Genomic DNA, 14,794 nt, shown 5'->3' with positions numbered 1-14,794 from the left:
CGCTATAACGGGTGAAACGAAACAGCCGGGCCACCCCATGTCGCTTTTGCAGATCGCCTCTCTCCTGATTGTCCTCGCTGGGGCGTTCGGGGCCATCAACTACCTGTTTCTGCGGCTGCCCTCTGCCATCGGCATCCTTGTGGTGGCGCTTCTGGCCTCTTTTGCTGTGATCGCGACCGATGCGCTGTTCCCCGCGCTGACGGTCGAAGAGGCGATCCGCGCCGAGGTGCTGGAGATCGAGTTTTCCGACGCCCTTCTTGAAGGGATGCTGGGCCTTCTGCTGTTCGCGGGTGCGCTGCATGTGAAACTGGGCGACCTTCGTGCGCAATGGCTGCCCGTCCTCTTGATGGCGACGCTGGGGGTCGGTCTATCCACCCTGATCGTCGGGGTCGGGTTCAGCTGGATCACCGGGATGCCGCTGCTGGTCGCGCTGGTCTTCGGCGCGTTGATTTCGCCGACCGACCCTGTCGCCGTTCTGGGGGTCCTGCGCGAAGCCGACCTGCGCAAATCGCTGGAAACCAAGATCGCGGGCGAAAGCCTGTTCAACGACGGGGTTGGCTACGTCGTCTTCCTTGTGCTGATCGGGCTGGCCTTTCCCGCAGGCGACCATCACGCCTCTGGTCTGTCCGCCGCGCTGACCCTGTTCGTGCAAGAGGCGATTGGCGGCGCACTTCTGGGGATCGTCCTGGGCTGGCTGACCTTCCGGGTCATGCGCCTGATCGACGATTATTCGCTCGAGGTGCTGATCACGCTTGGCCTTGCCTTCGGCGGCTACGAACTGGCCGTTTGGCTGCATGTTTCGGCCCCGATCATGGCGGTCTGCGCCGGACTGCTGATCGGCGACGTGGGCGCGAAATACGGCATGTCCGAAGAAACCCGCAGATACGTCGAAGCCTTCTGGAAACTGATCGACGAAATCCTGAACGCCGTCCTGTTCCTGATGATCGGGTTCGAGGTCTTCGCCGTCGCCTTTGATACCAGCTTCCTCCTGACCGGGGCCCTGTCCATTGCGCTGGCATTGGTCGCGCGGCTGGCGGCCGTCGCGGTCCCCATCCTTGTCCTGCGCCCGTTCCGCGACTTCAGTCCCGGCGTGATCCCGATCATGACGTGGGGCGGCCTGAAGGGTGGGATATCGGTCGCACTGGCCCTGTCCCTGCCCGACACCGAATGGAAACCGCTGATCCTGACCTGCACCTATATCGTCGTGATCTTCTCGATCATCGTGCAGGGTCTGACCGTAACGCGTGTGGCCGAACGGTTTGGCCGCGCGCCGGAGTTGCCCCATGACTGAGTTCTTCGTCTATGACGTCTTCACCGACGCGCCCTTTGGCGGCAACCAGCTTGCGGTGATCCCCGACGCCACGGCCCTGCCCGAAGACAAGCTGCAAAAGATCGCGCGCGAATTCAATTTCTCGGAGACCGTGTTCCTTTACCCGTCCCATGCCGCTGAACACACCGCCCGGCTGCGGATCTTCACCCCGACGATGGAGGTGCCCTTTGCCGGCCACCCGACCATTGGCGCGGCGGTGGCCCTGTCCGACCTTGGCAAGGGGCCGGAGATGATCCTGGAGCTTGGCATCGGCCCCCTGCCCGCCCACGCGAAGGATGGCGCCGCCGAATTCAGCGTCCCGGCGAAACTGGAAGATTTCGGCCAGCCTGACCCGGACCTTGTCGCCGCCTGCCTTGGCCTGCCTGCCGCGGCGGTGGACTGTACCGTCCACGCGCCGATCCAATGCTCTCTGGGCTTGCCCTTCACCTTTGTCCGGCTGGACAGCCGCGACAGCCTGTCGGCCTGCCTGCCCGTGACCGACGCCTTCCGCGAAGGCGCCCGCCGGTTCCCCACCCCGCTGGATTTCGCGATATATGCCTATGTGCGGGACGGCGACCGGGTGGATGCGCGCATGTTCGCGCCCTTGGACAACATCCCCGAAGATCCGGCCACCGGCAGCGCCGCGGCGACCCTGACCGCCTTGCTGGCCCGGATCGGCAAGGCCGACCAGACCCTGACGATCCATCAGGGCATGGACATGGGCCGCCCCTCGGTCATCCGGGCCGAAACCGGTGACGGGATGGTCACCATTTCGGGCAACGCCGTCCGCACCATGGCCGGAACCCTTGCGTGTTAGCGCCCAGCCCGCAAATTGGGTGTGGAGCCACGCGCCGCTTTCCCCTAAAGACTGCCCCAAGATGACCGAGACCATTCTTGACCGTTGCGAGGCCAAGGGCCTGCGTATGACCGACCAGCGCCGGGTCATTGCCTCGGTTTTGCAGGATTCCGACGATCACCCGGATGTCGAAGAGCTTTACCGCCGGGCCAGCGACCGCGACAACCGAATCTCGCTCGCCACGGTCTACCGCACCGTCAAACTGCTCGAAGAATCCGGCATCCTTGAAAAGCACGAATTCGGCGATGGGCGCGCCCGCTATGAGGCGGCAGACCGGGCCCACCACGATCACCTGATCGACCTCAACAGCGGCGACGTCATCGAATTCGTCGACGAGGAGATCGAGGCGCTGCAGGAAAAGATCGCCCGCAAGCTGGGCTATGAAATCAAGGGGCACCGGCTGGAACTCTACGGCGTCCCTCTGAAAGACAGGAAATCCTAGGTGGGCAACCTCAAGGGCGCGGGCTGGATGACCTTGGCCATGGGGCTTTATGCCATCGTGGACAGCTGCATCAAACTGGCCACCGAAACCATGCCCAAGGCACAGGTGCTGGTGGCAATCGGGATCGTCGGTCTGGTCGCCTTCTCGCTCGCCGCGAAATCCAAGGGACTGAAACCGCTGCCCGTGCAGGTCTTTCGGGGTGCTGCGCTGATGCGGGGGGTCTTCGACGCGGGCGCATCGGTCTTTTTCGTCTTTGCGCTGCGGGATGTGGACCTGTCGCTGTTCACCACAATTGTTCAGGCCAACCCGCTGCTGGTCGTCCTTGGGGCCGCCATCTTTCTGGGCGAACCGGTCGGCTGGCGCCGCTGGACCGCGATCATGGTCGGGCTGTGCGGTGTGCTGATCGTGCTGCGACCGACTGGCGACAGTTTCACGCCCGCCGCGATCCTCGTGGTTCTGGGCGTCATCCTGCAAGCCTCGCGCGACATTGTCACCCGTATGGTCAACCGCGATATTCACACGCTGCAACTGTCGGCTGCGGCCTTCGTGGCCCTGATCGCGGCGGGCTTCCTGCTGGGCGTGGCGCAGAACACGCCGCCCCTTCGGCCCGAAGGCATGGCATGGCTCTACCTTGGTGGGGCCTGCTTCCTGTTCATCCCGGCGGTCTACGCGATGGTTGCCTCGATGCGGGTCGGCGATGTCAGTTTTGTCGCCCCCTTCCGCTACACACGGATCGTCTTTGGCCTTGCCCTTGGCGTCATCATCTTCCGCGAAACCCTCGATGGCTGGACCCTTTTGGGGGCTGTCATCATCGTCGTCTCTGGCCTTTACAGTTTTTGGCGCGAAACTCAGGCAAAGCGCCGCGCTTCCCTTTCCAAACCCGAGGCGCTATAGAGCGCCCGTTATCGCTAACATCCCTGCCCGATAGGAGCATCCCATGAGCACCATCATCGACATTCACGCCCGCGAAATCCTCGACAGCCGCGGCAACCCCACTGTTGAGGTGGACGTGACGCTGGAAGACGGCACCATGGGCCGCGCCGCTGTGCCGTCCGGCGCCTCCACCGGCGCCTACGAGGCGGTCGAACGCCGCGACGGGGACAAGGCCCGCTATATGGGCAAAGGCGTGCTGGAAGCCGTCGCCGCCGTGAATGGCGAAATTGCCGAGAACGTCATCGGCGCGGACGCCACCGATCAGGTCGAGATTGACGAGCTGATGATCGAACTGGACGGCACCCCGAACAAGGGCCGGCTTGGCGCCAACGCGATCCTCGGCGTGTCGATGGCCGTGGCTAAGGCCGCCGCCGAGTACACCGCGCAGCCGCTCTACCGCTACATCGGCGGCACCTCGGCCCGCGTCCTGCCGGTGCCTATGATGAACATCATCAACGGTGGCGAACACGCCGACAACCCGATCGACATTCAGGAATTCATGATCATGCCGGTGGCTGCGGAAAACATCCGCGAGGCCGTGCGCATGGGCTCCGAAGTGTTCCACACCCTGAAGAAAGAACTCTCTGCCGCGGGCCTGTCCACCGGGATCGGCGACGAAGGCGGCTTTGCGCCCAACCTGTCGTCCACCCGCGACGCGCTCGATTTCATCCTGAAGTCTATCGAGAAAGCAGGCTACAAACCGGGCGAGGAAATCTTCCTCGCGCTCGATTGCGCGGCGACCGAATACTTCAAGGACGGCAAGTATGTCCTTTCCGGCGAAGGGAAAACCCTGTCCTCCGATGAAAACGTCGACTACCTCGCCGCGCTGGTGAACGACTATCCGATCATCTCGATCGAAGACGGAATGAGCGAGGACGACTGGGACGGCTGGAAGGCCCTGACCGACCGTCTGGGTGACAAGGTTCAGCTGGTCGGAGACGACCTGTTCGTGACCAACCCGGCCCGTCTGGCCGACGGGATCGCGCGCGGCTGCGCCAACTCCATGCTGGTGAAGGTCAACCAGATCGGCACCCTGACCGAGACGCTGAAGGCCGTCGAAATGGCCCACCGCGCCCGCATGACCAACGTCATGTCCCACCGCTCGGGCGAAACCGAGGATGCGACCATCGCGGACCTCGCCGTCGCCACGAACTGCGGCCAGATCAAGACCGGCTCGCTTGCCCGGTCCGACCGGTTGGCCAAATACAACCAATTGATCCGGATCGAAGAAATGCTCGGCGCCTCCGCCGAATTCGCCGGTCGTTCGATCCTGCGCGGCTGATCTTTTCGCCTTGAAGGGGGCTGGGTGCGCAGGCACTCTGCCCCCATGGTCAAGGCGTTCATCTTCGATGTTTTCGGCACCTGCGTGGACTGGCGCACCTCCGTCGCGCGCGAGGTTGCAGCGGTGCTGCCTCAGGTTGACGCGCTGGCCTTTGCCGATGCCTGGCGCGCGGAATATGACCCGGCGATGGCGCGGGTGCGCGAGGGGAACCGGGGCTATGTGCCGCTGGACGATCTGCACCTGGAAAACCTGCGCACCGTGGCCCGGCGGTTTGGGGTGGACGCCCCGGACAGCCTGAACGCAGCATGGGAACGTCTGGACCCATGGGCCGATGTAACTTCGGGCCTTAGCCGTTTGAAACAAAAGGCAATCATCGCACCGTGCTCCAACGGGTCCATTGCCCTGATGACCCGCCTTGCGCGCTATGCGGGGCTGCCATGGGACTGCATCCTAGGGGCCGAGATTGCCCGCGATTACAAACCCAAGCCCGCGGTCTATCTGGCCGCCTGCGCCGCGCTGCGCCTTGACCCGTCCGAGGTGATGATGGTCGCCGCCCACAATGGCGACCTGCACGCGGCCCGGGCGACGGGCCTGAAAACCGGGTTCATTCCCCGCCCGACGGAATACGGCCCGACCCAGACCGCGGATCTGGAACCCGGCGACAAATGGGACATCATCGCACGCGATTTCAACGACTTGGCGGACAAGGTTTGAGCACGGCAGACGACATTATCGCCCAATTGGGGCTGGAGCCGCATCCCGAAGGTGGCCATTACCGCCAGACATGGGTTGCCGGGGGACCGGGCCGCCCGGCCGGCACCTGCATCTATTTCCTGCTGAAGGCGGGCGAGCGGAGCCATTGGCACCGGGTCGACGCGGTCGAGATCTGGCATTTCTACGCGGGCGCGCCGCTTGACCTGTTCATCGCGGAAACAGCGGCGGGGCCTGCCATGCGGCACCGGCTTTGCCCGGAGATCGAGACGAACACCGGCCCGCAAGCCATTGTTCCCGAAGGGTTCTGGCAATCCGCGCAGACAACCGGCGACTACACGCTGGTCGGCTGCACCGTGTCGCCCGGTTTTCAGTTCAGCGGCTTTGAACTGGCCCCGCCCGACTTTGACATCCCCGCAAAGGACGATTGACCATGCGCTATCACGACTGCCTGACCGACGACGAACAGCGCGCCGCAGGCGTGGCAAGCCCTGCCCCCTTCGCCCTTGCCGACCGGGTCCGCTTTAACGAGATCGACGCGCTGGGGCATGCCAACAACGCGGCCTATACCGTCTGGTATGAAACCGCGCGGGTTCGGTATTTGCGGCATCACGGGCTGACCAGCTTTGGCCCGGACGAGCCGCGTCTTGTCATCTTCCGGGCCGAGATCGACTATCTGGCAGAGCTTTTCGCGGAACAGGACTATGTCATCACCTGCCGCTGCGTGGGCTTCCGCACCTCCAGCTTTACCCTTGAAAACGAACTTTGGGCCGGCGGCAGGCTGTGCAGCCGGTTCCGTGGGATCATGGTTGCGATGTATCCCGATGGGTCGGGGAAGATGCCGCTGCCCGACAGCTTTCTGAAGGTCTTCGAAGGGATCGACGGGGCCGCGCGCGCCACCTGAACACCGCCCGACAACCCGTTGCGGAACAAGAAAAAAGAGGGGCCGAAGCCCCTCTGAAAGTTTCGCCGTTCAGGCTCATTCTGTGTACCGCCCGGTTTCTGCCTGCGGCCTGAACGTCGGCGGCGCGGGCGCACCCTCGCCGGACCACGTTGGAACGCCAGAGGCGTTCCGACGGGGCAGACATGAGTCTGCCCCGTCAATCTTCTTAGCTACACCCGCTGGTCCCCCCGCAGGTGTTGCACTTCATGCAGGTGCCGTTGCGCACCAGCGTGTAGTTGCCGCATTCCCCGCAGGGATCGCCTTCGTAGCCCTGCATCTTGGCCTTGTCGCGGGCCGAGATGCTGACCGATCCGGACGAGAGCGCGGTGCTTCCTCCGACGGCGACCTGTGCCGTGGCCACTTCGGGCACCAGCGTTTGCAGCGCGGCTGAGGCATCGCCCGCCCCGGCAAATGCCGTGGCCCCGATCCCGCCTTGAAGCACGACCAGTTCCTGCGGAAGACGCTTGCGCAGGTAGCCGGTGGAGCTGATCTGCTTGAGCACTTCCAGCGACTTGGAGGCGGCGCTTTCGGAGGGGGTGGTCACGTTCGACACGCCCTCTTCCTCGCCCCGGCCCAGATCGTCGAAGGACGCGCCTTCGGGCTTCACATGGGCCAGATCGGTGCGGTCCAGATAGGACACGGCCAGTTCGCGGAAGATGTAGTCGAGGATCGAGGTCGCCGACTTGATCGAGTCGTTGCCCTGCACCATCCCGGCCGGTTCGAACTTGGTGAAGGTGAAAGCATCGACGAACTCTTCCAGCGGCACCCCGTATTGCAGGCCCACGGACACCGCGATGGCGAAGTTGTTCATCATCGCCCGGAAGCCAGCGCCTTCCTTGTGCATGTCGATGAAGATCTCGCCAAGGCTGCCGTCCTGATATTCGCCCGTCCGCAGATAGACCTTGTGGCCCCCGACGATCGCCTTCTGGGTATAGCCCTTGCGGCGCTCCGGCATCTTTTCGCGTTGGGTGCGCAGGACTTCCTTGATGATGATCTTTTCGACCACCTTCTCGGCCAGAACGGCGGCCTTTTCCTGTGCGGACCCTGTTGCGAGGGTCTCGGCAGCCTCGTCGTCATCCTCGACCAGCGCGGCGGCCAGCGGCTGCGACAGCTTGGAGCCATCCCGATAGAGCGCGTTGGCCTTGATCCCCAGCGACCAGGACAGCTCGTAGGCCTTCTGGCAATCTTCGATCGAGGCGTGGTTGGCCATGTTGATCGTCTTGGAGATCGCGCCCGAGATGAAGGACTGTGCGGCGGCCATCATGTAGATATGGCTGTTGACCGACAGATACCGCTTGCCCTTCTTGCCGCAGGGGTTGGCGCAGTCGAACACGGTCAGGTGCTCTTCCTTCAGGTGCGGTGCCCCTTCCAGCGTCATCGTCCCGCAGACATGATCGTTGGCGGCGTCGATCTCGGCTTTCGAGAACCCAAGATGGCGCAGCAGATCGAAGGTCGGGTCGTTCAGCTTCTCCGCCGGGATACCCAGCGTCTTCTGGCAGAACGCCTCGCCCAGGGTCCACTGGTTGAAGACAAAGCGGATGTCGAAGGCGGATTTCAGCGCCGCTTCAACCTTGTCCAGTTCCGCCTGACCAAAGCCGTGGCCGATCAGCGAGGTGTGGTTGATCGCCGGGGCCTGCCCGATGGAGCCGTGGCCGACCGCATAGGCGATGATCTCTTCGATCTCGGCGCTGCCATAGCCCAGCTTTTCAAGCGCGGCGGGAACCGACTGGTTGATGATCTTGAAGTAGCCGCCACCGGCCAGCTTTTTGAACTTCACCAGCGCAAAGTCCGGTTCAATCCCGGTGGTGTCGCAGTCCATCACCAGACCGATGGTGCCGGTGGGGGCGATCACGCTGGTCTGGGCGTTGCGGTAGCCGTGCTTTTCCCCAAGGCTCAGCGCCTCGTCCCAGGCTTCCATGGCCAGCTTGACCAGACGCTGGTCGGGGCAGTTGGCGTGGTCCAGCGCGACCGGCTTGACCGCAAGCTGCTCATAACCCTCGGCTTTGCCATAGGCCGCGGTCCGGTGGTTGCGGATCACCCGCAGCATGTGGTCGCGGTTCTTGTCAAACTTGGCGAAGGCGCCCAGCTCGCCCGCCATCTCGGCCGAGGTGGCATAGGCCACACCGGTCATGATCGCAGTCAGGGCACCGGCCAGCGCGCGGCCCTCGTCGCTGTCATAGCCAAAACCCATGTTCATCAACAGCCCGCCGATGTTGGCATAGCCAAGACCAAGGGTCCGGAAGTCATAGGACCGCTGCGCGATCTCCTTGGACGGGAACTGCGCCATCATGACCGAGATTTCCAGCGTCACGGTCCACAGGCGGGTCGCGTGCATGTAGTCTTCGACCTGGAACTCGCCGTTCTTGTAGAAGGTCAGCAGGTTCATCGACGCGAGGTTACAGGCCGTGTCGTCAAGGAACATGTATTCCGAACAGGGGTTCGACCCGCGGATCTGCCCGTCTTCGGGGCAGGTGTGCCAGGCGTTGACGGTGTCGTGGAACTGGATGCCCGGATCGGCACAGGCCCAGGCGGCATGGCCGACCTTTTCCCACAGATCGCGGGCCTTGACGGTCTTGGCGACCTTGCCGTTGGTGCGGTTGATCAGATCCCAATCGGCGTCATCCCGGACGGCCTGCAGGAAGGCATCGGTCACGCGGATCGAGTTGTTCGAGTTCTGGCCCGAAACGGAGTTGTAGGCTTCGCTGTCCCAATCGGTGTCGTAGGTCGGGAATTCGATGCTGTCATAGCCCTGCTTGGCGTAATCCAGCACCCGCTTGATGTAGGTTTCCGGGATGGCGACCCGCTTGGCATCGCGCACGGCCTCTTTCAGCGCGTCGTTCACCGACGGGTCATAGGCGTCGTCCGCCTTGCCGTCCCATGTCTTGATCGCCTTGAAGATGCCGTTCAGCTTTTGCTCGTGCATCTTCGATCCGGCGACGATGCTGGCGACCTTCTGTTCTTCCAGAACCTTCCAGTCGATGAAGTCCTCGATATCCGGGTGGTCGGCGTCGACGATCACCATCTTGGCCGCGCGGCGGGTGGTGCCGCCCGACTTGATCGCACCCGCGGCGCGGTCGCCAATCTTGAGGAAGCCCATCAGGCCCGACGACTTGCCGCCACCGGACAGGCCCTCGCCCTCGGCCCGCAGGGACGAGAAGTTGGTGCCGGTGCCAGAGCCGTATTTGAACAGGCGCGCCTCGCGCACCCAAAGGTCCATGATGCCGCCATCGTTCACAAGGTCATCGCTGACCGACTGGATGAAGCAGGCGTGCGGCTGCGGATGCTCGTAGGACGAGGTCGATTTCGTCAGCTTGCCGGTCTTGTAGTCGACATAGTGGTGACCCTGCGCCGGGCCGTCGATGCCGTAAGCCCAATGCAGGCCGGTGTTGAACCACTGCGGGCTGTTCGGCGCGGCGCGCTGGGTGGCCAGCATGAAGCGCATTTCGTCGTAATAGGCGCGGGCGTCTTCCTCGGTCGAGAAATAGCCGCCCTTCCAGCCCCAATAGGCCCAGGCGCCGGCCAGACGGTCGAATACCTGCTTGGCCGAGGTTTCGCCCGAGAAGGTCGCGCCTTCGGCCGGTGCCGACCGCCACAGGAATTCGGGCACGCCCTTTTCCTTGACCTTCTTCATTTCGGAGGGAACACCCGCCTTGCGGAAATACTTCTGCGCGATGACGTCAGAGGCCACCTGGCTCCATTTCACCGGAACTTCGCAGTTGTCCAGCTTGAAGACGACGGTGCCGTCCGGGTTGCGAATCTCGGACGACGTGGTCCGGAATTCGACCTCTGCATATGCGTCCTTGCCTGCCTTCGTGAAGTTGCGTTCGATCTTCATCGCGCCTTGCCCCTTGGTTGCCGACGTTGCGGCTGATCCCTTGTCCTGCGACACCCAGATGCCGCCCTCTCTCTCTCGTGGCCGATGCGATACAAGTGGGCCCCCGCGCAAACCGATCCCGGTCGCGGCCCGCCCCAGCAGACGAACCGCGTCAGTGTGAATCACCCGCGTCACGGGCAACCCTTGTTTCGTTCTGTTTGCGCCGTCCCTGCCACTAAATGTTGTATCGTATCGGCCGGCTCGCACAAACTGGCGTATCTACCCCTAGGGGGTCAACGGTTATTTTTAGACTAGATGTAGGAAAAATCTGTTGACCATGACCCTAAGTGCAGGGTCCGCCGATTCCTCCCCCGAGTTACCCACAGATGGTTAATTCCTGTGCATCCAAATGTTCGATTTTGGAAAGTTTTGATATCCGGGGGCCTTAGGCGGCAGCCTTGACGCAAAGCATGAGGTCTGGCCCGGCCCGGCGCGACCTGACCGACGCGCCTACCACCTATTGTGCACGTTGACATATCGGCCACAAATCCTGAGGGTGACCCAAACCAATAAGACACAGGATCTAGTGAGCAGCCCCACCAGCATCCCCGAGGTTTCGTTCGAAACCGCCATGGCGCAGATGCGTCAGATCGGACCGGCACGCAAGTATCCGGGCCGCAATGACCCGCGCGAAGTGGATGGGCTGATCCTGCCGAAACTGTCGCCAAGGTTCACGATGAACCTGACTGATGGACGTCCGGTCTTTACCCTCGGGTCCTGTTTTGCCCGCAACGTAGAATCCGAATTGGAACGGCAAGGTGCCAATGTTCCTGTCGCCGGATACGGAGTTCCGAAATCGGAATGGCCCTGGCCCCGCGCCAATGGAATCCTGAACGAATTCACCCCCGGCACCATGGCGCAGCGGATCAACTGGGCGGTGCAGGGCACTGAAATCCCCGCAGAAACCATTGTCGAGGTAGAACCAGAAGCCTTTTCGGATCTTCTTTTGGCTGGTGGCCAGCCCGTGACGCGTGAGCGCGCGCTGGACCGGCGTGCGGAGATCGACCAGCTTTATCGCTGGTTGCCGCAATCCTCGACCGTCGTGATCACGTTGGGTCATGTCGAAAGTTGGTTCGACCATCTGACCCAATGCTACCTGAACCGTCTGCCGGACCCGCGCATCGCCGAACGCGACCCGAACCGGTTCACCTTTCGCCGTCTTGGGCCAGACACGGCGCTGTCGCTCCTCGACCCCGCAATCGGACGCTTGGGCGATCTGAGGGTCAACGTGATCCTGACGGTGTCCCCGGTCCCCATCGGCAACAGCTTTACCGGGATGGATTGCGTCACCGCCAATGAATATTCGAAATCCGTGCTGCGCATCGTGGTCGAGGAGCTTTGGCAGGCGCATTCCCATCTGGACTATGTCCCGATCTACGAAACGGTGCGCACCGCCGGGATCGTGGCCTACGACGCCGACAAGGTGCATGTGTCGCAATTCATCGTGCGCCGCCTTGTCCGCCATATCGTGGCCCAATACCTGCCGGATGCGCTGGCGGCCGAGTAGGGCCTAGGGTCGCGCGTCTTCCGCCCGGACCGCCGTGACGAACTCGCCATGCAGATGCGACACGGCGCTGGTGTGTATCTCTGTCGCCGTCATCGCGGGCAGGTCGGCCCACCCGCTGTTCGCATTGCCCGTAAAGGCGGCGCAGGCATCATGGGCAAGGCTGACCCGGAACCCAAGGTTCGCGGCCATCCGGCAAGTGGTCGACACGCAATGCGGCGTGGTCAGACCGCAAATCACCAGATCGGTCGCCCCGATGTCACGCAAATGCGCCTCCAGCCCGGTTCCGATGAAGGCAGAGTTGACCGATTTGTCGAAAATCACCTCGCCGGCCACAGGCGTGACCTGCGGTTTGAACGCGGTGCCGCCCGTCGCGGGGCCTAGCGGACTGCCCGGTTCGGTGCTGACGTGACGGATGTGGATTACCGGCGCGCCCGCCCTTCGCCAGCGGGCCAGAAGATCACCCGCCTTGTCCTCGGCGTCGGGGTTGTTCCGGTCGCCCCAGACCGGGCTGTCGAAACCGGTCTGGATATCAATCAGGATCAGCGCGGGCGCTGTCATTTCCCGGTGGGGTGCTGGTAGGTCATCCGCCGGACCGACCCGGTCTTGGACCGCATCAGGATGGTTTCGGCGGTCAGCATCCCCGGATCACGCTTGATCCCCTGAAGGATCGATCCGTCGGTCACGCCGGTCGCGGCAAAGATTACGTCGCCCGTCACCATGTCGTCGCGGGTGTAAACCCGGTCAAAGTTGGTGATCCCGGCCTTCGCGGCGCGGGCCTTCTCGTCTTCGTTGCGGAACACCAGCTTGCCAAACATCTGCCCGCCCATGCACTTCAGCGCGGCGGCGGCCAGAACGCCCTCGGGCGCGCCGCCCTGCCCCATATACATGTCGATGCCCGTGGTGGGTTCGGCGCAATGCATCACGCCGGCCACGTCGCCATCGGTGATCAGTCGGATCGCCGCGCCGGTGGACCGGATCTCGGCGATCATCTCTTCGTGCCGGGGGCGGTCAAGGACGCAGACAGTGATATCCTCGGTCGAACAGCCCTTGGCGGCGGCCAGCGCCGACACCCGTTCGGACGGGGACATGGCAAGGGTCACGGTGCCCGGCTTCAGCCCCGGCCCAATGGCCAGCTTGTCCATATAGGTGTCGGGGGCGTGCAGCATCGACCCGCGCGGCCCCATGGCGATGACGGTCAGCGCGTTGGGCATATCCTTGGCGGTCAGGGTGGTGCCTTCCAGCGGGTCCAGCGCGATATCCACCGCCGGGCCGTTGCCGGTGCCGACCTCTTCGCCGATGAACAACATCGGTGCCTCGTCCCGCTCGCCCTCGCCGATCACCACGACGCCGGCGATGTCCAGCAGGTTCAGCTGTTCGCGCATGGCGTTGACCGCGGCCTGATCCGCCGCCTTTTCGTCGCCGCGCCCGATTAGCCCGGCCGAGGCAAGCGCCGCCGCCTCGGACACGCGGGCAAGGCCCAGGGACAACATGCGGTCGTGAAATTCAGAAGCCTTGGCCATGGTCGGTCCCTTGTTCCGGAGTGCGTTGACGGTCACCTAGCCGCCCACACGCCCCGATGACAAGCCCGACCCGCAACCGCAGAGGGATGATAACGCTAACGGGCACAGCGCCCGCCGCGATCAGACCGCTTCGATGCGGATCGCGACCGGTTCGCCCTCGACCACGCCGGTTTCGCGGAACCCGGCAAGCGCCTGTTCCAGCGCCGACCGCGTGGTCTTGTGCGTCACGATCAGAACCGGTGCGGTGGTGTCTTCATGCCCATATTGGCGCATCCGGTCGATCGAGATGCCGCTTTCGCCCAGAACCCGCGCGATCTTGGCCAGCGCGCCGGGTTTGTCCTGCAACTGGATGCGTAGGTAATAGGGGGCGGGCACGGCGGCGCGGGCGGCGGGCACATTGCGCAGCCCGGTCGCGGGCTGGCCGAAGACCGGCAGCCGGATCCCGCGCGCGATATCGACGATGTCGCCCATCACCGCGCTGGCGGTCGGGCCTTCGCCCGCACCGGCGCCGCGCAGAACGATCTGGCCCACGCTGTCACCTTCCAGCACGACCATATTGGTTCCACCCTGCAACTGACCCAGCGGCGAGCTGTCGGGCACGAGACAGGGCGACATGCGCTGTTCCAGCCCCCGGCCCGTCATCTGAGCCACACCCAGAAGCTTGATCTTATAGTCCATGTCGGCGGCGGCGCGGATGTCTTCGATGGTGATCGCGCCGATCCCCTCAAGCTCGACCGCGTCGAAATCCACCTGCGTTCCAAACGCGATGGCCGACAGGATCGACAGTTTGTGGCCCGCGTCGATGCCGCCCACGTCCAACTGCGGATCGGCCTCGAGGTAGCCCAGCCCGTCGGCTTCGGCAAAGGCCTGATCATAGGTCAGGCCCGCGCTTTCCATCCGGGTCAGGATGTAATTGCAGGTGCCATTCATCACGCCCATGACGCGGGAAATCTGGTTCCCGGCCAGCCCTTCCAGCAGGGATTTGATTACCGGGATGCCGCCCGCGACGGCCGCCTCGTAGCGGATCGACCGACCTGCGGCCTCGGCCTGAATGGCCAGCGCCTGCCCGTGGTGGGCCAGAAGCGCCTTGTTGGCGGTGACCACATCCTTGCCCGCGGCCAGCGCCGCCTCGGTCGCGGCCTTGGCCGGGCCGTTTTCCCCGCCCATCAGTTCGACGAAGACATCCACATCGTCCCGCTTGGCCAACGTGACAGGGTCGTCTTCCCATGCGAAGTCCGAAATCGACACGCCACGATCTTTGCCGCGCGACCGGGCCGAGACCGCCGAAATGGTCACCGGACGGCCCGCGCGGGCCTCCAGCAGGGCGGCGTGTTTTCGGACGATCTTGACGACGCCCACGCCGACAGTGCCAAGACCGGCGATACCAAGACGAAGGGGTTCGGACATGGGGATTCCC

At 63.7% G+C, this 14,794-nt stretch carries 13 protein-coding genes; 9 read left to right on the top strand and 4 right to left on the bottom strand.

What is annotated here, in order from left to right; genetic code table 11:
* Positions 1-37: 37 nt before the first annotated feature.
* From EU803_RS04555 to EU803_RS04520, 8 genes are all read left to right on the top strand, one after another.
* A complete protein-coding gene (locus EU803_RS04555; RefSeq protein WP_129680263.1) occupies positions 38-1,291 on the top strand; it encodes a sodium:proton antiporter in 1,254 nt (417 codons plus the stop codon).
* Positions 1,284-2,126, top strand: a complete 843-nt coding sequence (locus tag EU803_RS04550) for a PhzF family phenazine biosynthesis protein (protein WP_129680261.1) — start codon at positions 1,284-1,286, stop codon at positions 2,124-2,126. Before EU803_RS04555 ends, EU803_RS04550 begins: the two co-directional genes overlap by 8 nt.
* 61 nt (positions 2,127-2,187) lie before the next feature.
* Positions 2,188-2,607: a Fur family transcriptional regulator gene (locus EU803_RS04545; RefSeq protein ID WP_129680259.1), complete on the top strand. Its 420-nt coding sequence runs from the start codon at positions 2,188-2,190 to the stop codon at positions 2,605-2,607.
* Positions 2,608-3,501: a DMT family transporter gene (locus EU803_RS04540; protein WP_129680257.1), complete on the top strand. Its 894-nt coding sequence runs from the start codon at positions 2,608-2,610 to the stop codon at positions 3,499-3,501.
* Between the two features lie 43 nt (positions 3,502-3,544).
* Entirely contained in the window at positions 3,545-4,822 is a 1,278-nt protein-coding gene (eno, locus tag EU803_RS04535) for a phosphopyruvate hydratase (RefSeq protein WP_129680255.1), read from the top strand.
* A 45-nt stretch (positions 4,823-4,867) separates the two neighbouring features.
* Positions 4,868-5,536 (top strand): haloacid dehalogenase type II, encoded by a 669-nt coding sequence (locus EU803_RS04530; RefSeq protein ID WP_129680253.1) that lies wholly within the window; start codon positions 4,868-4,870, stop codon positions 5,534-5,536.
* Positions 5,533-5,964, top strand: coding sequence for a cupin domain-containing protein (locus EU803_RS04525; protein ID WP_242494280.1), 432 nt, complete (start codon positions 5,533-5,535; stop codon positions 5,962-5,964). Before EU803_RS04530 ends, EU803_RS04525 begins: the two co-directional genes overlap by 4 nt.
* Before the next feature lie 2 nt (positions 5,965-5,966).
* Entirely contained in the window at positions 5,967-6,437 is a 471-nt protein-coding gene (locus EU803_RS04520) for a thioesterase family protein (RefSeq protein WP_129680249.1), read from the top strand.
* A gap of 205 nt (positions 6,438-6,642) precedes the next feature.
* On the opposite strand, the gene EU803_RS04515 is transcribed toward EU803_RS04520, so the two are convergent.
* Positions 6,643-10,311 (bottom strand): vitamin B12-dependent ribonucleotide reductase, encoded by a 3,669-nt coding sequence (locus tag EU803_RS04515; RefSeq protein ID WP_129680246.1) that lies wholly within the window; start codon positions 10,309-10,311, stop codon positions 6,643-6,645.
* A gap of 565 nt (positions 10,312-10,876) precedes the next feature.
* On the opposite strand from EU803_RS04515, the gene EU803_RS04510 reads away from it, so the two are divergent.
* The gene (locus tag EU803_RS04510) at positions 10,877-11,857 is read left to right on the top strand and encodes a GSCFA domain-containing protein (RefSeq protein WP_129680244.1); all 981 of its coding nucleotides are present in this window, start codon (positions 10,877-10,879) and stop codon (positions 11,855-11,857) included.
* Between the two features lie 3 nt (positions 11,858-11,860).
* On the opposite strand, the gene EU803_RS04505 is transcribed toward EU803_RS04510, so the two are convergent.
* From EU803_RS04505 to EU803_RS04495, 3 genes are all read right to left on the bottom strand, one after another.
* On the bottom strand, positions 11,861-12,415 hold the full coding sequence (locus tag EU803_RS04505) for a cysteine hydrolase family protein (RefSeq protein WP_129680242.1): 555 nt from the start codon (positions 12,413-12,415) through the stop codon (positions 11,861-11,863).
* Positions 12,412-13,377, bottom strand: coding sequence for a class II fructose-bisphosphatase (gene glpX / locus EU803_RS04500; protein ID WP_129680240.1), 966 nt, complete (start codon positions 13,375-13,377; stop codon positions 12,412-12,414). Before glpX ends, EU803_RS04505 begins: the two co-directional genes overlap by 4 nt.
* 120 nt (positions 13,378-13,497) lie before the next feature.
* Positions 13,498-14,784 (bottom strand): homoserine dehydrogenase, encoded by a 1,287-nt coding sequence (locus EU803_RS04495; RefSeq protein WP_129680238.1) that lies wholly within the window; start codon positions 14,782-14,784, stop codon positions 13,498-13,500.
* Positions 14,785-14,794: the final 10 nt, after the last annotated feature.

This window comes from Loktanella sp. IMCC34160, from assembly GCF_004145845.1.
Classification (GTDB): domain Bacteria; phylum Pseudomonadota; class Alphaproteobacteria; order Rhodobacterales; family Rhodobacteraceae; genus SELP01.
This window is presented reverse-complemented; position numbering and strand designations above follow the sequence as displayed.

Bases quoted from the DNA above. Each gene is read 5' to 3' on its own strand.
- EU803_RS04555 (WP_129680263.1), top strand. From the start codon at position 38: ATGTCGCTTTTGCAGATCGCCTCTCTCCTGATTGTCCTCGCTGGGGCG.
- EU803_RS04550 (WP_129680261.1), top strand. From the start codon at position 1,284: ATGACTGAGTTCTTCGTCTATGACGTCTTCACCGACGCGCCCTTTGGC.
- EU803_RS04545 (WP_129680259.1), top strand. From the start codon at position 2,188: ATGACCGAGACCATTCTTGACCGTTGCGAGGCCAAGGGCCTGCGTATG.
- eno (WP_129680255.1), top strand. From the start codon at position 3,545: ATGAGCACCATCATCGACATTCACGCCCGCGAAATCCTCGACAGCCGC.
- EU803_RS04530 (WP_129680253.1), top strand. From the start codon at position 4,868: ATGGTCAAGGCGTTCATCTTCGATGTTTTCGGCACCTGCGTGGACTGG.
- EU803_RS04520 (WP_129680249.1), top strand. From the start codon at position 5,967: ATGCGCTATCACGACTGCCTGACCGACGACGAACAGCGCGCCGCAGGC.
- EU803_RS04515 (WP_129680246.1), bottom strand. From the start codon at position 10,311: ATGAAGATCGAACGCAACTTCACGAAGGCAGGCAAGGACGCATATGCA.
- EU803_RS04505 (WP_129680242.1), bottom strand. From the start codon at position 12,415: ATGACAGCGCCCGCGCTGATCCTGATTGATATCCAGACCGGTTTCGAC.
- glpX (WP_129680240.1), bottom strand. From the start codon at position 13,377: ATGGCCAAGGCTTCTGAATTTCACGACCGCATGTTGTCCCTGGGCCTT.
- EU803_RS04495 (WP_129680238.1), bottom strand. From the start codon at position 14,784: ATGTCCGAACCCCTTCGTCTTGGTATCGCCGGTCTTGGCACTGTCGGC.